The sequence below is a fragment of the Wolbachia endosymbiont (group A) of Ancistrocerus nigricornis genome (assembly GCF_947250785.1).
Classification (GTDB): Bacteria; Pseudomonadota; Alphaproteobacteria; order Rickettsiales; family Anaplasmataceae; genus Wolbachia; species Wolbachia pipientis.
This window is the reverse complement of record NZ_OX366348.1, coordinates 648,456-666,976: the sequence shown is the minus strand read 5'-3', so window position 1 is coordinate 666,976 and position 18,521 is coordinate 648,456. Positions and strand designations below refer to the sequence as shown.

Here is an 18,521-nt window from a genome sequence, read left to right as displayed (position 1 = left end):
TATCTGAAATTTTAGTACGGGGTAAAGATGAGAAAAAAGTATCCAACAGATCTAAGCGAAAGGGAATGGGCAAGAATAGAAAAACACTTCAGAGTATCATACAAGAAAGGAGGAAGGCCGCCAAAGTATAGCAAAAGAGAAATATTAGAAGCAATTTTCTATGTATTGCGTACAGGGTGTCAATGGCGGTATTTACCAAATGATTTTCCGCTATGGAAGACTGTGTATGAGCAGTTCAGGCAATGGAAGAAGCAGGGAATTTTTGAGAAAATGAATTATGAAATTACAAAATATAGTAGAAGAAAAATAGGAAGGAATGAGCAGCCGAGTGCCTGTATAGTAGATAGTCAATCTGTAAAGACTACAGAAAAGGGGGGATCAAAGGCTATGATGGAAGTAAAAAAGTAAAGGGTAGAAAAAGGCATATAATTACAGACACTCAGGGTTTTATACTAGGTTGTTACGTAGGCGCTGCTAACGAAAATGATAGAGATGGTATTAAAATAGCATTAAACAATATGAGAACAAAATATACTAAAGTTAAAAAAATGTGGGCTGACATGGGATACCAAGGAAGAAATTTAAAGAATCACATAAAGGAAGAATATGACATAGATATTGAAATTGTTAAAAGGCCTCCATGTAGATTTTGGGTGCACAAAGATACGCCACCTGAGCTACTACCAACAAGAGAACAAGGGTTTAAAGTACAGCCAAGAAGATGGGTTGTAGAAAGGACTTTTGCTTGGGTTAATAGGAATAGAAGGCTATCGAAGGAGTATGATTTACTCACAACATCCACTGAGAATTTCATATACCTAGCTATGAGTAGGGTTATGTTAAAGAGGGAATATGCTTGAATTTACTAGTTTCCGGACAACCTCTAAACACGCAAGCTCGGAAAACAATGAAAGAGTTAGCCGAAAATGGAGTAGAGAGAGTATTTGAGAAATATTTTCACCAACAGTTAGAATATATAAAGTAATGTTTTGGAGAGATCTACATCAGAAAATTTGTACAATGCTAAAGGAAGAAATACCAGAGATACAGACATGTGAAGTGTATCCAACGATAAGAAGGGAAATAGTAGCGCCAGCGGTATTTGTAGAATTGTCAAGTTTAGAGCAAGGAAAAGATCCAGGAACAGAGGAGTTCGCGCTGAGAGCAAGATTTGAAGCAAGAATTGTAGTTGATAGTACAGTAGAGAATGCCTCGATAATTGTGAGATCATTAGCAGCAGAAGTAGCAAGAGTAGTAAACAAAAATACTTGGAACGTGAAAAATATTGCACCTGGAGAGTTTTTATCAGCAGGAGGAGATGATTTTAAACCAGAGTTGGATGCATATTTAGTGTGGTTGGTAGAATGGGTACACGAGCTACATACAGGGGAATCAATATGGTCAGAAATTGGGGTTATACCACATACGATAAGTGTTGGCGAAAATTTTAGAGCATAATTTTGCGATTGCAGAGCTAAATAGAAGGCTAGCGAACATTATTCGTATAGGTCTAGTTAAAGAAGTAGACTATGAAAAAGCAAGAGTAAGGGTCAAAGTAGGAGAATTTTTAACAGATTGGTTACCATGGATAACTTATCGAGCTGAAAGCTGGTCACCACCGAATATTGATGAACAGGTAGTAGTGTTATCGCCGTTCGGGGAATTATCATTAGGAGTGGTGTTACCGGCAATATATCAGGAGAAATATCCCCCTCCGGAGAATAAAAAGGAAATAAATAGTGCAAAATTTCAAGATGGGACAAAGTTATCGTACGATAAAGATAAACATCATTTAGAGATAGATGTAATAGATAAAATAACGCTAAAAGTTGGGGAATCAAGTATAGAAATGACAAAAAAGGGAATAAAACTCAAAGCAAAAAGAATAGATCTAAACTAGTATATGGGTAAAGCAATCGTTTGTGTAGGAGATTATTGCAGTGGAATACCAGCACATGTTTGTATGAGTGGTAGTAACGATGTTTTTGTAAACGGTAGATCTGTGTGTCGAAAAGGAGATATCTTAACTATGGGAGAGACACTAACGCAAGGATCAAACAGCGTATTTGTTAATGATATTGGCATAACAAGAACCGGTGACTTGGCATCGTGTGGTTTTCATGTGATGGGTGATAGCAAAAATGTATTTGCAGGGTAAAAAAGATGCGTGGTATGAGTGCTACTAGTGGGAAGGAACTGGAAGGTTTAGATCATCTGAAACAATCAATAATTAATATTTTGACCACTCCGGTTGCTAGTAGAGTTATGCGCAGGGAATATGGATCGAGGTTACTTGAATTAGTAGATAAGCCAGTAAATCGTGATTTTACGTTAGAAATTTATGCGGCAACAGCGGAAGCACTAGAAAAATGGGAAAAAAGATTCAAGTTAGAAAAAGTAAAAATCACAGAAGTAAAAGAAGGGAAAGTAACGCTTGATTTAGAAGGATTGTACTTGCCAAGTGGAAAAAATATTCGCTTTGACGGGGTTGTGGTATAAAGATGGAGCAGCCAAATATTATCGAACCACTGAACTTTGAAGAGATTTTTTCTCGGATGAAAGAAGAGTTAGTGAAGCGTGATGCAAGCTTTACAGCATTAGTAGAAAGTGACCCAGCGATGAAGGTATTAGAAGTCGCAGCATGGCGAGAACTTTTGCTCAGAGAAAGAATAAACGAAGCGGTAAAAAGTAATTTACTTAAGTTTGCGACGGGAGAAGATCTTGATAATTTAGCTGAGTTTTATGGAGTTGAAAGAGAAAAAGAAGAGGATGACGAACGCTTTAGAAAAAGAATTAAAGCAAAAATAGTTGGCTCAAGCACTGGAGGAAGTAAAGAGCATTATCGATTTCATGCACTTTCAGCAGATAGTAGAGTAAAGGATGCGCTGGTTGAATCAAAAGTGCCAGGGAGTGTAGAGATCTCGATTTTATCCACGGAGTTATCCACAAATGGCATAGCATCTGAAGAACTACTGGATATTGTAGGAAAGCAAGTCACCAGGGATGATATAAGGGTATTAACAGATACGATAACAGTAGTTGGTTGCAATATTATTGAAATAGATATCCACAGCAAAATTAGCATTAAAAGACCAGACATTATTGAAACAGTGAAGAAGAGATTTATAGAAAAATTTGAAACAACAAAAAGATTAGGATGGAAGGTGACAAGGTCGTGGATAATAGCCAATTTGTTTATGGAAGGAGTAGAAAACGTGGAATTAATAGAGCCAAAGGAGGATGTTGTGGTACTGGGAAATGAGTGTGCTATTTTGCAAAGCTTAAATATTGAACTAATGGGTAAAAGTTAATGTTATTACCGCCAAACGCAACAAAGCAAGAAAAAGCATTAGTAGAGGCTATTGATTACAAAGTAGACCATGGTTGCATTAGAGGGTTTAAATTTAGCCCAGGGGAAAAAGTATTGCCATGGATAATAGAGGAATATGGTCTAGAAGAGATTCTGCGTTGGGCAAAAGAGAAAAGAAGAGCGATAAAAGAAGGGGTAGAATTTCAGCGTTTAAGAGGAACACCAGCATCGCTGAAAATAGCATTAAAATGGGCAAGTATAGATGATATTACAATTATTGAAGAGCCACCCGGTAAACACTTTTTTGAGTTGCAGGTAGGGATAAGAGATGTACCGAATGACTTCTTCGTTGATGCAGTTGTAGAGCTGGCAAAACTATCATTACCTGCAAGATCACGGCTAATGAGGATTTTTAACGATTATTACAACGTTGATAGGTTTATTTTAGACGAAAGTTTTTTTGGCAGTTTGTTATCGGATTATTCAGGGGTAAAAATAGAAAAAGATGGACCAGTATTATCATTTGGTCGGAAGAACACATTTGAGCTAAAAATCTTAAATCCAACTTTTAAGTTTGGTACTTTTCGAGTTCATTACGAGCAAGCATTAAGTAATGATCTGTATAGGCTAGATGTAGCAATACTTGGAGAAACCGAACCTCACACAAAGAATTATAACGGTATTTATGAAAGAAATCATGTGTGGTATAACTTCAAAGCGCTATATCCGCTACCACAGAGCTTATTACCGGCAATTAAGTTTGCGAAAGCGCAAGTTATATTATCGGATAGTTGGGATTTAGGAGACATAAATGCGTGCTTTCCAGTTAGTAGCGTAGAAGAAAGAGGAAATAAATTTGTATTGGGAAGTAGCAAACTATCTGAAGAACTGTGGAATTTAAAATACAAGCCAATTTTAGAAAGATTTTTTGCCGTTCACCACTATCAAGTAAAGAATTTCTCTACCCCCAAAATAATAAGATTTAGCGTAGCAGAACACTACATTCATTTTGAAAACGAATTGGATTCAAAGCAAAAAAATGCAACATACGAGCTAGAAAACTACATTTTAGTATTTTACGGAGGCGTTTCAACTTGGCACGAACATCGGCATTTGAACAGGTCGTGGAAAGAAAGACAGCCCATATGCTTAATATACTAAACATATATATTTATATCTTCATATACTATATTAGTATTTAGTTAAAAAAGGTGTACTACGCGAAAAAAGACTTGCCTTTTTATACTAAAACACGCATAACTTAAATAGTAGCAAGTAAACAAAAAAAATTGATCTTGCACTAAAGAGAGCCAAATTGGCGTATGTTTTTATAGTGAGGTGTGTAATGAGGTTTAGCAAGGAAAAGAGAGAAGCTTTTAATAAGTCATTTTATGAATTATTAGACAACTCGTTTAAGAATATTAATGAAAAAGATGAAAAAGGGGAAACGATACTACATAAGGCAGCAAGAATGTCGACAAGAAAAAAAGTAAGTTTTCTAGTCAGGAAAGGAGCGGATGTCAATGCGAGAGATAACAGGGGTTTTACACCGCTCCATTGGGCAGTATCGGCGAAACGTCTAGAGAACGTGAAAGAGCTGATAAGATCAGGAGCGGAAGTAAATGCTACTGAAGGAATTAGCAAATATACGCCACTGAATCTTGCGTGTATGGTATGGGCAGAAAGGATAATAAAAGAGCTAGTAAAAGCAGGAGCGGCCGTTAATCAGCCGGATAAATTTGGTAATACACCAATGTATTGGCTAATGGACAATGAAAAGAATAAAGAGGTGAAGAAATTCCTGGAAAAGCAAGGAGGTGTAGTAAGAGATAGACCAGAGATATGTGATGAAATAGTGGAGTCGGTTGGAGAAATGGTAGATGTATGGAGTAGAAAATTTTTACCGAAGTTAAAAGGGAAGGTGGTAAGTTTAGAAGAAATAAGAAAAAGAGATGAGTCGCTAATAATAGAAGATTTTAACAACGTAATAAGCAGGGTAGTGGGCAAGATGAACACTCTGATTAAAGAATTTGATGAAAGATAGATAGTTGAGGTATATTATGGTAAAGTTTAACAAAGAAACAAAAAATGCTTTTGATAAGTTACTGAAAGCAATATCAGAAGAAAACATAAAAGGAAAAGATTCAGGTGGTTGTACGGCATTGCACCGAGCAGCACAAGTGTCAAACCCAGAAGTAATAAAGTTATTAATAGAAAAAGGTGCAGGTATAAACGATAGAAACAATAGAGGCGAGACACCGTTGCACCTAGCAGCATTTTTAGGAAAGAGAAAGAATGTGAAAGCACTGATAGAGAAAGGAGCCGAGGTAAATGCAAAGTCGAACAACAAAGCAGTACCACTACACTTAGCCTGTTTAGCAGGGAGGAAAGGAACAATAGAAGAGTTAATGAAGGCGGGAGGAGATCTTGATACAGTAGATAAATTTGGATGTAGTCCACTAAACTATGCGAAGATTTACCAGAAGGTAACGAATTTTCTAGAGAAAAGGGGAGTGAATATGAGAGATGTGGCGGTGATGTATGGAGAAGCAAACAAGGCAATAGAGGAGATAATGGAGAAACGAAACGTAAATGAATTACAACTGCAGGAGGTAGATTTAACAGATTAAACATATAGATTTATATCTTAATATAATATGCTGAAAAAATATGTATATTTTGTAAAAAAAAACTTGCTTTTTATGCCAAAACAGCCCTAAGTGAAAAAGTAGCTAGTAAACAAACAAGATTTGCTAAGCGCTAAAGTGAGCCAAATTGGAGCCACTTTATATTGCATTAATAGCTGAGGAACTTATGGTAAAATTTAGTAAGAAAGAAAGAGAAGAATTTAATAAGTCATGGAAAGAAGTATTAGATAACTCAATAGAAAATATTAATAAAAAAGACACGAAAGGGAGGACGATATTGCATTACGCGGTGGGAATGCCAGATCCAAAAAAAGTGAGGTTATTAATCAAGAAAGGAGCAGATATAAATGTGGCGGATGCGGGACAATATAGACCACTGCACTTAGCAGTCATGGGGCAACGTGTAGAAAACACAAAAGAGCTGATAAAGGCAGGAGTGGAGGTAAACGCAGTGGAACGAAGTAGCAAATTTGCCGCGTTACACCTTGCGTGCATGGTAGCAGAGATAAAAATAGTAGAAGAGCTAGTAAAAGCGGGAGGGAATGTGGAACAAAAAGATAAATTTGGCAAGACCCCAATGGATTATGCGAGAAATAATAAAGAGATAAAAGAAGTGTTAGAGAACGTAAAAATGGCAAATAAACAGAGAGAGTTCATAGAAAGAATAAGGGTTGTATCGGAAAGTACGACAGCAGGTGTGATAGTGGCAAAGGAAGAGCTAGAAACTGTGGATGAGAAAGTGCTATAGCGTTTTAAAAATTCAGAAGGGCTGTGTTTGAAAAGGTGATTATATGGAAAAAAAAGTAGAAAAAGAGGTAAAATGTTTAGAGAAAAAACCACTAGCAGAACTGAAAAAAATATGGAAAAAGGTATTTGGGGAAGAGGCACCTAGACACTCAAAGAAATACCTGATACCAAGATTGGCGTATAGGTTGCAGGAGAAAACGTATGGAGAAATATCAAGAAAAGGAGCAAAAAGACTAGAATACCTGGCAAATCGGCTAGAACAGGGGAAAAGAATAAGTAGTGATAAACTGCCAGTGGAGGGAACGGAGTTGATACTAGAAAGAGGTGAGGAAACGCATGCGGTATTGGTAACAGATACTGGTTTAATCTACCGAGAAGAGTTTTATACGTCATTATCAGCAGTAGCAGGGAAAATAATGGGAATGAGTTATAACGGACCGCTCTTGTTTGGAATGAGAGAAAAGGAGAAAAAATGCTAAAAGAAGTAAGATGCGCAATATATACGAGAAAATCAAATGAGGATGGACTAGAACAAAAGTTTAATAGCTTGGACGCACAAAGGGTAGCATGTGAAAAATACATAAAGAGCCGAGAAGGGTGGATAGCATTAGCAAAAAGGTACGACGATGGTGGATTTTCAGGAAAAAATTTAGAAAGACCAGCGATAAAGGGATTGTTTGAAGATGTAAAAGCCGGAGAGGTAGACTGCGTGGTAGTATACACGTTGGACAGGTTATCAAGGGAAACGAAGGATTGCATAGAAGTAACGTCATTTTTTAGAAGGCACCGGATAAGTTTTGTAGCAGTGACGCAAATATTTGATAACAACACACCAATGGGAAAATTTGTACAAACAGTGTTATCAGGAGCGGCACAGCTAGAAAGAGAAATGATAGTAGAGAGAGTAAAAAATAAAATAGCAACATCGAAAGAGGAAGGATTATGGATGGGAGGGAATGTGCCACTAGGGTATGATGTAAAAGAGAAGGAATTAATAATAAATGAAAAAGAAGCAAAAGTAATAAAGCATATATTTGAGAGATATATGGAGCTGAGATCAATGGCAGAATTGGCAAGAGAGTTAAATAGCCAAGGGTACCGAACGAAATCAGATATTTTTAAAAAGGCCACGGTAAGGAGGATAATAACAAATCCGATATATATGGGAAAAATACGGCATTATGAGAAGCAGTATAAAGGAAAGCATGAGGCAATAATAGAAGAAGAAAAATGGCAAAAAGCGCAAGAATTGATAAAGAATCAACCATATCGAAAAGTAAAATATGAGGAAGCGCTGCTAAAGGGAATAATAAAGTGCAAGAGCTGTAGTGTAAACATGACGCTGACATACTCAAAAAAAGAAAATAAAAGGTATCGATATTATATATGCAATAACCATTTAAGAGGAAAAGGTTGCGAGTCGATGAACCGAACAATAGTCGCCGGAGAAGTGGAAAAAGAAGTAATGAAGAGAGCTGAACTCTTATATGAAAATTGGGAAGAAAGGGGAGAAAGAGAATGGAAAAATTTAAGTTTCAGAGAACAGAAAGAAGCAGTGAAAAAATTAATAAAGGGAGTAATGGTGAAAGAAGATGGAATAGAGGTGCATTCTGAGTCAGAGAAGACATTTATAGCAATGAATTTAAAGAAGAAAGGAAACAAATGCACGGTAGTAGAACCAGAAGGCAAAACAAACAATGCGCTACTGAAAGCAGTGGTAAGAGCCCATCTGTGGAAACGGCAGCTAGAAGAAGGAAAATATAGAAGTGTGAAAGAGCTGAGCGTTAAAATTAATATAGGTACAAGACGTATACAGCAAATTTTAAGGTTAAATTATTTAGCTCCAAAAATTAAGGAAGACATAGTAAATGGGAGGCAGCCAAGTAGTTTGAGGTTGGTTGATTTAAGGGAAATACCGATGCTGTGGAGTGAGCAGTTGGAGAAGTTTTATGATCTTAATTTACAAAAGAAATAGGAGAAAAACATTATGAGAACACCGAAAAAAATATGGAAAGATATTGCTGAAAAGCTTAGAAATAAAAAAGGTACCACTACCGCAAAAGGAGCTGATATGGAGATGCCGGCAGATGTTGAGGAAGTTAAAGTTGAAATAAAAAAGCAAACCAATACAGTTTACAGAAACTGACACTAAATTATGTAATATAAATAGTGAAGATCTTCAACCTATATGTGAAAACAGCGAAAAAGCGCAAGTAGAAACTACTGTAGAGCCAACTTCCGTTGATAGAGCTGACAGCCCATCTTCCGCTGAACCATGTTTTAATGGTGATGCTGCAGACAAAAACCTATCAGCAAAAGCACTGCAACAAAGGCAAGCAATCATATTTGGTAGTGTTGGTGCGGTGTTATTGGTAAATTGTGTTGCATTGTATATCATGAAAATGCCTGTAGTAGCAGCGGTTGTGGGAATAGTTGGATTAGCGTGTATAGGTTTTGCGCTGTATAATATCATAAATCCCAACACCAAGCTCGAGAAAGTGGAAGATGTAGAACAACTGGATCCACAAAATCTTAAAGCTAGTGGTATGCTTGAAAGATCATAAACATCAAGATAATTTCTTTAGAAAATCTCTTAAGCTGTTAACTTAACATCACCATGAAATTTTGAACATTTCCATTTCACCCTAAGCACGGCTTACTGTTTCTTCGAGACTTGGGGCTCTTCTCCTTTCTTCACGCTCTATCCAAGAACTCTTTTTTGTTTGGCCATTAGATTGACTCATAGCCTCAGAACGTATCAATTTTCCAGACCTTTCAAAATAGCCTTGTTCAATAGCATTGTAGACCAGACACCCACCAAGCGAGCAATTCTCACCTAATTCTTCTTTACAATTTTTGAACTTTTCCAGTATTTCCTTTTTATTACTCACTTCTACTATTATTTTATCTTTATCTTGTTTGTCAGGGTACAAATTAACTTCTAATTCTCCTTCACTGGTGTAGAAAGTCAATGCTATATCACTATTATCCGCAAGGTCTGTGTAATTCCTTATACCATTTTTCGTTATAATTTCTACCTCACTTTTACCGATCTTTATTATATCTCTTCCGTATTCTATTTCTCCTTGAGTTAGCCATAAACGCCTTGCTCCATCTGTAATCTTCGCAATATCTATTTTGCTGTTCTCTGAGTATTCTAAGTAAAAAGTAGAATTATCCATTTTTACATTTTTTACTCTACCATTAGCTGCACTTTTAACAATTTTCATAAACTTTAAAGTATTATTGATATACTTACCACAAGCTTCTTTCACATTGGTTGTGTGGTCTTTAAATTCTGACTCCAGTGTATTGATTACATCTATACTACTTAAGTTATGAAACACTGCTCCTCTTGATAACAATTTATATACTATATCACTAGTAACTTCTATCTGATTTGCAATTTTAGAACTCTCTTTTAATGCACTAATTTTTTTTATTACATGATCTGTAAAATTACATGCATCTTGGTACGCCACTTTATCTGGACGAATAGGAAAGTTAAACCTTATTCCAGACCGTATAGCTTGGTCTACAACTTCTTCCAGTTGTTTCATATCTTGAGCTCGATGTACTTTATCAAAAAATTCATTTAGCTTCTTCTTCTGGTCTGGTATTAAATCATCCCATAGGGTCCTGGATTTAGGCAAACATTTTTCCCTGCTATAGTCTTTTTGGTCAGTTGCTCCTGCTTTCAAAAGTAAGTCTTCTACTTCAGCAGCAGCTTTAGAAACAAAAAAAATATCTCTGGCATGTTGCAACACTATTGACTTTCCTTCTTCATCATGAAAATTTAAAACCACTTTTAGATCTTGGTCACCCTCATGTTTATCCAAAAACTCTTTTAGATTTTTAACTGTTTTAGCATGGGAACATTCGCGCATTATACCATGTAATTCTTCATTCAACCTCTTTTGATTATCAGTTGGAAAGTATTTTTTAATATGGTATTGATGATTATCAATTGCAATTTGTAGTGGGGTTTTCCTTGTTTCATCAAGTACATCGCACTTAGCTCCATTCCATAGGAACGATTCTATACTGCTGCTATAACCAAGGCCAGCAGCATAATGCAAAGGTGTTTTCCCTTCAATATCCTGTGCATTAGGATTAGCTCCTGCTTTTATAAGGTAACCTATACCATCACCGCTAGACCCAATAGCAGCATAATGTAAGAGTGTCTGTCCTCTATCATTCTTTATATTAGGATTAGCTCCTGCTTCTATGAGTAAACATGCAGCAGATACATATTCTTCGGCTAACCTCCCTCCATATTCTACAGCCATACTTACTACTGCATGCAATACTGTCAATCCAGATTCTCCTCTTTTAAGGTTAAGAACAGTTTTCAGATCGTCCTTATTTCTTTCTAAAAATCTATGAACTTTTGAACTATAGCTATAACTATCCCTACCACCAGTATCTGGAGATCCGCTGAGAATATTTAATAATTTTTTATTTAACTTCTTTTGATTTTCTGTTAAATCAGATTCATCACAAAACCATGCATGCATTAAATTAGTAGTACATAAACCTTTAGCAGAATCTATCAAAGTATCAATACCATGTGTGAAGAAACATTCTCTGATCAATTCATGCTCATTATCCTCTAGGGACCACTTCTTTTCTTCTAGCCAATCTTGCCATTCTTTCAATTTTATCGACACGTCCAAATTTTCCCATGTTAGCTGTTTTTTGAATTCTTCCCATTCTAGCTGTTCCTCTCCTCCCTCAAGTTCTAGCCGTTTTTCCCATCTTTTCATCTTTAGGTATTCTTCCCATTCTAGTGGCTGTTTTTTGAATTCTTCCCATTCTAGCTGGTTCTTCAATCCTTCCGATTCTAGCTGTTCTTCGAACCTTTTCAGCTTTAGGCGTCTTTTAAATTCTTTCTGTTCGCTCAATTTTTCCGACACGTCCAAATTTTCCCATGGTGACTGTTTTTTGAATTCTTCCCCTTTTTCCTGTTCTAACCATTTTTCATCTCCTGGATTTGTTTCAAAAGCCTGCTTAAACTCAATATCTTCATTTGACATGCTTTCCCTCTGATCTATCAAAAATATTACGTATAATACATAGCACAAATAAAAGCTAATGCAAGAATAGTTTTTCTCACTTTAGTATTTTTTAGCTTGATATCCATAAACTTCACTGACATTGACCTCTGAGCCTACTATGCTTCTGCTTGTTAATTAGCCATGCAAAAAAGCCTGCCAGATTAACAACATTGTGCCTATTTTAGTATCACTGTCATAAAAATATAAAGAGGTTGTTTACCTGCTGTGGTTACTCCTCATCGTCATAGTCAGGATATTGTGGAGGAGCTTTTCCTTGCTTTTTAGTAACTTTTGGATATCTTTTTCCAACCTCTGCTTCAATGATACCACAACATTCTACTAAGAATTCCCAATTATCACCATAATCAAAAAGAAAAATCATTTTTTTATCTGACTCAAAAACCTTATAGATATAAGAATTTCTGACGCTTTTTTCATTAGGCATAACAGTCAGACTAGAATCAGTATCATAAAATAAAGTGTATACTTCATTACTTTTATAAATATCATTTATATTACTATAAAAACCAAATGAATGATCTAATTCAAAATTAAAAGCATCTATGATAATCTCTGCAAATTTATAAAGACTAGATGTACCTTTCAATGCCATTTCACGATAGATTTTTTTGTTTAGAGAAACTTTAAATAGGTATACTTTTCCTTTCTTATCCACCCAATTTACCTTTAACTTATACTGAATTAACCAGTAGCAAAAAAATAACACAAGTCAAGCTTAATGCATAAACTTTAAATAACTAGTGGCAACAACAATTTAATTATTTACTTTCTAAAAAACACGAAAAAGTACGTACCTTTGTGAGAACAATTTAAATAAAAGCGGCGTTGTGAAAATAAAAACGTAAAATTGTTGCAACGAAGTTGGGCAAATTAGTTCATACCTAAATGTGGCAAAAGTAGGCTAATATAGCTGATTTTGCAATATAATAAAATTATTATAAAGAAAAGTTCGAACGATACACTTGGTAGATCAACGCATCCCAAAAAAACTTGTTCTCACGGGTGTTACTTATGCTTTCTCGAAGCATTTAGGTTTTCTACATAATATACGCTCAATTAATAGCAACGTGTTTAAAAATAAAGATTAATTTACAGATAAAAATTGTTGCAAAGATATATTGAGATTCGTATCATTTAGGATATGTTATTTTGTGATAAAATAAATGGGTAAAAGAAAAACAAATGCTTCCTTCTGCATAAGCCATCTGGAGGCAACTAGTATCTATAATAGTTTAAGCAAAGTAGAATTCGATAGTGATGATTCAGGTAATCCTTTAACATGGGCAGATAATCTTAATATAGATAGTTTTATGAATCAGGCAATTGGAAAAGGTGAACTTGCCTACTACATTGCTCCCGTTTGTCCTGGTCTTAATCATGATGATTATATTCTAAACGTACTTCAGCATGTTTGTAAAAGGAGAACCAGAGATGGTTCTTGTATAAATGATCATTATGATATTGAATTAGATAAGCCTTTTGTTTCTATAGTTAATATTGCAAGTGTTTTTGCTAATAAACCTCAAAATGTTAACAAAGAAGGGGGATCTCACTGGGTCGGTTGGGTGTTGCTGCCTAAAAAATATACAAATGTAAGTGGTAAAGTAATAGAGAATAATAAGTATAGAGTTTATTTTTTTGATTCTCTCGCTAAACATAAACTTCCTAAGAAACTTGTACAAAGTATGACCGGAATGATAGAAAGTGAAGATTTTCACGAACTTTCCCACGTGTATTCAGAATTTGAGAGATTTGTTCCCCTTTGTTCAAAAGATGAAATAGATTTTATTGATACTCATGATATTACAGGACAACAAAGGAATTCTGCTGACTGTGGTTGGTGGGCTTGTTATTATGTATTGATGACCGTGTATACTGGGGATGTAGAATTTCTCAAAAAATTGCAAGGAAGAGGATTATCTGCAAAGCCTTTACGGAGTATAATGAATTTGCAGGAATCCATTATGAATGAAGGCGAAAGAAGCAAACGAAGAGACTCTTTTTATGAAGGCAGGTTACTTACCGGTTCATTATCCGCTGGGCATGACTTATTAACTTATATGGTTGTTTTTTCTTCGCGTTTTGTTGTTGTCTTTGAAAGGCATTTTCTAGAATTTTCTAAAAGGTTGCTTGAGGGAAGATATAAGGAAGGCAAGTATGCTGTGCTTTTCAACAGAGTCATTCCTGCCTTCTCTAATCCTTATGATTTTTTACCTTATGATAAAAGTTACTTCACCTCTCTGACATGTGGCTTACAATGGATAGCGACTTCTATCTCAAAATTTTTTCAAAAGAAAAAGGTTGAATCTTTAGCTAGCAAGATACACAAGTTTTATGTCAATCAGCCAGATGCTAGGATTATGTTCATTAAGGTTGCTATGCATATTTTTATTGCTTATGAGGAGCAATTTGCAAGGGAAAAAGAATTATCAGGGAAAGATAGAATCTATAATTCAATCTATGATTTAGCAGATGATGCTGTGAACAGGATAATAGACTACTTTGCCTCAAATACTGAAACTGAATTTAATATCGAGGAAATGCTCAAAGGGGTTATACATGGTAATTCAAAAAGGTACAGATCCGTTGTTTCTGGGATTCCTAATTTTCAAAGAGGACATAAGACCTTTGTTTCTACTGCAAAATTCATTTCTGCTCCAGGGATAAAGCATGATAAAGATTATTACCAATTAGAATTAGACTCTAATGTCGAGGAATTATCATCATGGGGGTTTCGTGATCTCTTTCCTGGGGAGATTAATCGTTGCGTAATTCGTGATGGGACTTTATGCTTCCTAGAATTGCCCCATCTGGTTTACAGAGAAGTAGAAGTTGATGAAAAATCGAGGTACAAATACTGTCTTACAGAAGAAATGTGTTTCAACCAAATACCTCGTGTTCACTCTTCTTTGGAAAATGCTAATTGGCAGATTACTGGAGAGTTAAAATTTTTGGCAAAAGAGATTTTGGAGGTTTGTAATCGTGAGTTTAGTTCTGATTTAGACCCTGTACAACATGCTGGAGGTGAGGAGGATGTTAATGGTCATGAAGAGACACAGATTTTTCCAACCAATTTGTTTTTGCTGATGAAGCCAACAACTTCGTTTTTCAATAAGATGTCCTCCACGAATATAGTTTCGCCAGAGGAAAAGTTACATTTTTTTGCGAAGGTGCTCTTATCGAGTTTTTTGTTCTTGGTAGAAAAGCTTGTACTTCCAGATCAGCTCGTACTATTCCGCTCGAACACGCCTCATCAATGTGCTCAAGGTTTATCTGCTTCTAGAATAAAAGAGATCAAGAATTTTTCCAGATTAATGCAATCCCTGCCTTTTGGTGATTTAGAAAAATGCCTCTTAAGGTCTGGGGTTAGGCTTTTTCAAGGCTTCGAAAGACCGTTTCAGTCTGTTACGGAATGTCAATCAAACGCTAAAGTAATAGCAACTCTATCATCTTGTGCCGCTTTTAGAATGGTGGACTATATTTCAAAAAATTTCAATATTCAACATTTATCATGTGATTTGATGGTGGAAGCTGCCCTTTTAGGTGGTTGTGATGAAGGGTCATCACCTTTGTTTTGTGTAAAAAGTGGTGATAGCAGTGTGAACACTAATGAAATATATGATAAAACACCCGTATTTGTATCAGAAGGGGAAATATTCTCATATTCCGAAAATTTTATTATCAAACATGGCACTAGGTTGCCTTTCAATTTTGAGAAAAAGGGAAGTCAATCTTCTTCCCAGCATCGCAAAATCTTTATGGTAGATGTAAATAACTTTTCTCAGCAGCAACCTCATAAGTATGTTTTACAAAACATTGATGTTGTAAACAAATGTAATTTAATAATGGAAGAAATGTTGCGTGATGAACGAGCTCAGAAGTCCGATATACTTCCTGTTGCGCAAAAGTGCTCTGAAGTACTTGATGCAACGCAAAATCTCCACGCTAAAGTCGATACTCTTCTAGCCTACGCGAGATATGCGTTCCCAGGTGTTGATGGTAGAGGGGGACCTGATGATGGTAGAGGAGGTCCTGGTGGTGGTCCAGGGGGACCTGATGATGGTAGAGGAGGTCCTGGTGGTGGTCCAGGGGGACCTGATGATGGTAGAGGAGGTCCTGGTGGTGATACGGAGAGTTCTGGTGATTCCTCTATCAGTTCCCTATCAGAAAAAATCGGAAACACCTTCTTGACTTCACATAATAACGAGGAGTCGCTATGTCACTTAAGTATAAAACGCAAAAGTGATTCACCTGAGGACTGTAGTAACAAAAGGAAGAAATATGTTAAAGAAACGGGGGAAAGAGGTTCGCAACCTGTCTGGTTTGGAGTTAGAGATCCAGTATCGTTTTTTACTGGAAGAGAAAGAGAATTAGAGGATTTACATAGTAAAATGCAGAGTAGTTCGAAGAGATTATCGCTCGTGTCACGAATGCTATGTTTAGTTGGGTTGGGTGGTATTGGTAAAACTCAGTTAGCTAGGAAGTATATAAAAAAATATGCCAAGGATTATAATGAAAATGTGATATGGATAAACTCCGTAAGTAAGGCAAAAATTGTAGAATCTTTTCTTGAGCTTGACAGAGATCATGGGTTGAATTTCTCTACACCAGCTACTGGTGAAAAGGTGCAGCCTATAGAGATCATTGTTAAAAAGGTGTTTAGTTTTTTTGCAACTAACAAAAGTTTGTTTATTTTTGATAACCTTGACAAGATTGAAGATATAAGTTGTTTTTTGCCATTGAATATTCAATATTCAGGGAATAGCTGGCCTCATATTTTGATTACTTCTCGTAATCGAGACTGGGCAGGGGAAATGGAGCGTCTAGAACTAGGGCTTATGAGTTACCAAGATGCTGTTATATTTGTAAAGAATGGATTAGACATAGAGGATGAATCTCAAGAAAAGATAGGAATTTTGCTGGAAAAACTACAATATTTCCCTTTAGCGATTCAGCAAGCAATTTCGTATATCAGAGATCGAAGATTAGTAGATAAGTTTGGTATTGATGATTATTTAAACCTATATGTGATCGATAAGAAGAAGCTTCTTAGTTATACTTTACTTTCTGATATTAATAACGAATATTTCCATACGACTCTTGTGACGTGGAAAATCACAGTAGATAAGATAAAAGGTAATCAAGAATATGGGAGGCTTGCTTTGGATATCCTTCATGTTATCTCCTACCTTGGGTCAGATGATATTCCCGTAGAGCTGTTTTTAAGTTTAGTAGAAAAAGATAACAGTGAGTTGAAGTTTTCCATCCGGATGCTTGTGGCAAGTTCTATAGTAGATATCACAAAGGAGAAAAGCTCGGTGAGTGTTCATCGGTTGGTTCAAGAAACAACGAGACTAATATTAGAGGAACTAGGTAAAAGCAAAGAAGTTATGAAAAAGACTTTTGGATTACTCATGGATTTTCTCTTTGATAGTACTGGCATCGGTGAGGTTTATGGTAGGGAAAAGCAATTTTTGAAACACTCGGAAGAGTTGTTTTTCCATATGGGTGATTGGCTAGTAAAAGAGAGTGGAGACAAAAAAACGCTAAGAGAAGATTACCTGTCGTTACTCAAATTGATACCTAACTCTCATCCTGATTGTTGTAGCTTCGCAAGACAAAAACAATTATACGAAAAGGCTCTGCCTATTCTTACTCAGCTTTACGGACCTGAGAGTCTTGAGGTAGCTGAAGTGCAAGAGGTCCTTGCTAGAATATATGAGGTTTTTGGTGAGTATGAGAAGCAAAAGAAGTACCTTCAAAAGTGTTTGTTTGTTTTTACAATGTTTTATGGATCTGATACTTCTAAGGTGGCTGAGGTAATGAAAAAGCTAGCAATAGCTTGTGAGGATTTGGGTCATCATAAGGAGCAAGAGGCGTATATAAAAAAGGTTCTGCCTACTCTGATAAGGATTTATGGCCCTGAGCATATTGAAGTAGCTGAAATGCGAGAGAGCCTCGCTGCAGCATATGAATGTTTAGGCAACCATAGGGAGCAGAAGGAGTGTCTTGAATGTCTTTTACCTGTTTTTGAAAAGGTTCCTGGATATAGCGATAAAGTAACTGAAGCCTTGGAAAAGCTAGCTCAAGTCTCTGTGTTTCTAGATGATATGCAAGGTGAACAGAAGTATCTTGAATGCCTTTTACATCACGTTATGAAGGTTGGTCACGATAAAGTTCCAAAATTAGCTAAAATAGTCGTAAAACTTGCTGTTTCCCATAGAGATTTAGGCAATTATGATAGGTGCATCTACTATCTTGAGGATCTTTTGCGTTATTTTATCACGTTTTTTTCCTATGATAGTCACGAAGTAGCTAATTTGTTGATTGAGATTGGTAAAGCTCGTTATCTTGTACGTGACGATGAAGGAAGTCAAAAGTATTTTCTAAATGCTTTCTTCATTTTCGAAAAGATTGCTTGCCCTGATAATCTTGGTAATTTTGTACTAGCTAGAGCGATGGTAGAATTTAGTGAATCTGCTAAGAATTCAGTTAGTAGTGAAGATATTATTGAAGCATTCTCTAATGAAGTAATAAAACCCAGTGGAGTGCGTAAGAGTTGTAGTAATCCTAAGGAGAGATTTGATAGGATTGTGGACATGTTGAGTAATGGCAAACTAGATTTGCTGGTAGATATCCTCAGCTCATGTTCGTATGATCCTTCTAGTGTATTTGATGAAGCATCAGTGACACACTTTGAAAAGACGTACAGTCCCGGAGTGTGATGGTATGATAAAA

At 36.1% G+C, this 18,521-nt stretch carries 18 protein-coding genes; 15 read left to right on the top strand and 3 right to left on the bottom strand.

Annotated features, from left to right (window positions below; genetic code table 11):
- Positions 1–27 precede the first annotated feature (27 nt).
- The 14 genes from OOK90_RS03315 to OOK90_RS03250 all read left to right on the top strand — a co-directional run bounded on the left by OOK90_RS03315 (position 28) and on the right by OOK90_RS03250 (position 8,851).
- Positions 28–860, top strand: a protein-coding gene (locus tag OOK90_RS03315) for an IS5-like element ISWpi1 family transposase (RefSeq protein WP_094189578.1) whose coding sequence is annotated in 2 segments (ribosomal slippage) — positions 28–397 and positions 397–860 — 834 coding nt in all. Because the reading frame shifts where the segments join, the coding sequence is not laid out codon by codon here.
- Entirely contained in the window at positions 857–985 is a 129-nt protein-coding gene (locus OOK90_RS03310) for a hypothetical protein (RefSeq protein ID WP_264705715.1), read from the top strand. The genes OOK90_RS03315 and OOK90_RS03310 overlap by 4 nt, the downstream gene beginning before the upstream one ends.
- Positions 985–1,458: a hypothetical protein gene (locus tag OOK90_RS03305; protein WP_264705714.1), complete on the top strand. Its 474-nt coding sequence runs from the start codon at positions 985–987 to the stop codon at positions 1,456–1,458. Before OOK90_RS03310 ends, OOK90_RS03305 begins: the two co-directional genes overlap by 1 nt.
- The gene (locus tag OOK90_RS03300) at positions 1,445–1,900 is read left to right on the top strand and encodes a phage baseplate assembly protein V (protein WP_264706177.1); all 456 of its coding nucleotides are present in this window, start codon (positions 1,445–1,447) and stop codon (positions 1,898–1,900) included. The genes OOK90_RS03305 and OOK90_RS03300 overlap by 14 nt, the downstream gene beginning before the upstream one ends.
- Before the next feature lie 3 nt (positions 1,901–1,903).
- Complete coding sequence (locus OOK90_RS03295; protein ID WP_264705713.1) at positions 1,904–2,158, top strand: PAAR domain-containing protein; 255 nt, start codon at positions 1,904–1,906, stop codon at positions 2,156–2,158.
- Positions 2,159–2,163: 5 nt separating this feature from the next.
- The gene (locus OOK90_RS03290; protein WP_264705712.1) at positions 2,164–2,499 is read left to right on the top strand and encodes a GPW/gp25 family protein; all 336 of its coding nucleotides are present in this window, start codon (positions 2,164–2,166) and stop codon (positions 2,497–2,499) included.
- A 2-nt stretch (positions 2,500–2,501) separates the two neighbouring features.
- The gene (locus OOK90_RS03285; RefSeq protein WP_264705711.1) at positions 2,502–3,311 is read left to right on the top strand and encodes a baseplate assembly protein; all 810 of its coding nucleotides are present in this window, start codon (positions 2,502–2,504) and stop codon (positions 3,309–3,311) included.
- Positions 3,311–4,471 (top strand): phage tail protein, encoded by a 1,161-nt coding sequence (locus tag OOK90_RS03280; RefSeq protein WP_264705710.1) that lies wholly within the window; start codon positions 3,311–3,313, stop codon positions 4,469–4,471. Before OOK90_RS03285 ends, OOK90_RS03280 begins: the two co-directional genes overlap by 1 nt.
- A 184-nt stretch (positions 4,472–4,655) precedes the next feature.
- On the top strand, positions 4,656–5,354 hold the full coding sequence (locus tag OOK90_RS03275) for an ankyrin repeat domain-containing protein (protein WP_264705709.1): 699 nt from the start codon (positions 4,656–4,658) through the stop codon (positions 5,352–5,354).
- A 16-nt stretch (positions 5,355–5,370) separates the two neighbouring features.
- Complete coding sequence (locus OOK90_RS03270; protein WP_264705708.1) at positions 5,371–5,940, top strand: ankyrin repeat domain-containing protein; 570 nt, start codon at positions 5,371–5,373, stop codon at positions 5,938–5,940.
- Positions 5,941–6,124: 184 nt separating this feature from the next.
- Positions 6,125–6,706, top strand: a complete 582-nt coding sequence (locus tag OOK90_RS03265) for an ankyrin repeat domain-containing protein (protein ID WP_319803536.1) — start codon at positions 6,125–6,127, stop codon at positions 6,704–6,706.
- Positions 6,707–6,749: 43 nt separating this feature from the next.
- Positions 6,750–7,184, top strand: coding sequence for a DUF2924 domain-containing protein (locus tag OOK90_RS03260; RefSeq protein WP_264705707.1), 435 nt, complete (start codon positions 6,750–6,752; stop codon positions 7,182–7,184).
- Complete coding sequence (locus tag OOK90_RS03255; protein WP_209473001.1) at positions 7,178–8,680, top strand: recombinase family protein; 1,503 nt, start codon at positions 7,178–7,180, stop codon at positions 8,678–8,680. The genes OOK90_RS03260 and OOK90_RS03255 overlap by 7 nt, the downstream gene beginning before the upstream one ends.
- A 12-nt stretch (positions 8,681–8,692) precedes the next feature.
- Entirely contained in the window at positions 8,693–8,851 is a 159-nt protein-coding gene (locus tag OOK90_RS03250; protein WP_209472999.1) for a hypothetical protein, read from the top strand.
- A gap of 33 nt (positions 8,852–8,884) precedes the next feature.
- Here OOK90_RS03250 and OOK90_RS03245 read toward each other — a convergent pair whose 3' ends face one another.
- The 3 genes from OOK90_RS03245 to OOK90_RS03235 form a co-directional block, all read right to left on the bottom strand.
- The gene (locus OOK90_RS03245; protein ID WP_209472997.1) at positions 8,885–9,178 is read right to left on the bottom strand and encodes a hypothetical protein; all 294 of its coding nucleotides are present in this window, start codon (positions 9,176–9,178) and stop codon (positions 8,885–8,887) included.
- Positions 9,179–9,350: 172 nt separating this feature from the next.
- Positions 9,351–11,741: an ankyrin repeat domain-containing protein gene (locus OOK90_RS03240; protein WP_264705706.1), complete on the bottom strand. Its 2,391-nt coding sequence runs from the start codon at positions 11,739–11,741 to the stop codon at positions 9,351–9,353.
- Between the two features lie 250 nt (positions 11,742–11,991).
- The gene (locus tag OOK90_RS03235) at positions 11,992–12,438 is read right to left on the bottom strand and encodes a plasmid pRiA4b ORF-3 family protein (RefSeq protein WP_264705705.1); all 447 of its coding nucleotides are present in this window, start codon (positions 12,436–12,438) and stop codon (positions 11,992–11,994) included.
- Between the two features lie 508 nt (positions 12,439–12,946).
- On the opposite strand from OOK90_RS03235, the gene OOK90_RS03230 reads away from it, so the two are divergent.
- Positions 12,947–18,508, top strand: coding sequence for a tetratricopeptide repeat protein (locus tag OOK90_RS03230; protein ID WP_264705704.1), 5,562 nt, complete (start codon positions 12,947–12,949; stop codon positions 18,506–18,508).
- The last annotated feature ends 13 nt before the right edge of the window (positions 18,509–18,521 follow it).

Coding starts and splice junctions, on each gene's coding strand:
- OOK90_RS03305 (WP_264705714.1), top strand. CDS start 985: ATGTTTTGGAGAGATCTACATCAGAAAATTTGTACAATGCTAAAGGAA.
- OOK90_RS03295 (WP_264705713.1), top strand. CDS start 1,904: ATGGGTAAAGCAATCGTTTGTGTAGGAGATTATTGCAGTGGAATACCA.
- OOK90_RS03290 (WP_264705712.1), top strand. CDS start 2,164: ATGCGTGGTATGAGTGCTACTAGTGGGAAGGAACTGGAAGGTTTAGAT.
- OOK90_RS03285 (WP_264705711.1), top strand. CDS start 2,502: ATGGAGCAGCCAAATATTATCGAACCACTGAACTTTGAAGAGATTTTT.
- OOK90_RS03280 (WP_264705710.1), top strand. CDS start 3,311: ATGTTATTACCGCCAAACGCAACAAAGCAAGAAAAAGCATTAGTAGAG.
- OOK90_RS03275 (WP_264705709.1), top strand. CDS start 4,656: ATGAGGTTTAGCAAGGAAAAGAGAGAAGCTTTTAATAAGTCATTTTAT.
- OOK90_RS03270 (WP_264705708.1), top strand. CDS start 5,371: ATGGTAAAGTTTAACAAAGAAACAAAAAATGCTTTTGATAAGTTACTG.
- OOK90_RS03265 (WP_319803536.1), top strand. CDS start 6,125: ATGGTAAAATTTAGTAAGAAAGAAAGAGAAGAATTTAATAAGTCATGG.
- OOK90_RS03260 (WP_264705707.1), top strand. CDS start 6,750: ATGGAAAAAAAAGTAGAAAAAGAGGTAAAATGTTTAGAGAAAAAACCA.
- OOK90_RS03255 (WP_209473001.1), top strand. CDS start 7,178: ATGCTAAAAGAAGTAAGATGCGCAATATATACGAGAAAATCAAATGAG.
- OOK90_RS03250 (WP_209472999.1), top strand. CDS start 8,693: ATGAGAACACCGAAAAAAATATGGAAAGATATTGCTGAAAAGCTTAGA.
- OOK90_RS03245 (WP_209472997.1), bottom strand. CDS start 9,178: ATGATATTATACAGCGCAAAACCTATACACGCTAATCCAACTATTCCC.
- OOK90_RS03240 (WP_264705706.1), bottom strand. CDS start 11,741: ATGTCAAATGAAGATATTGAGTTTAAGCAGGCTTTTGAAACAAATCCA.
- OOK90_RS03230 (WP_264705704.1), top strand. CDS start 12,947: ATGGGTAAAAGAAAAACAAATGCTTCCTTCTGCATAAGCCATCTGGAG.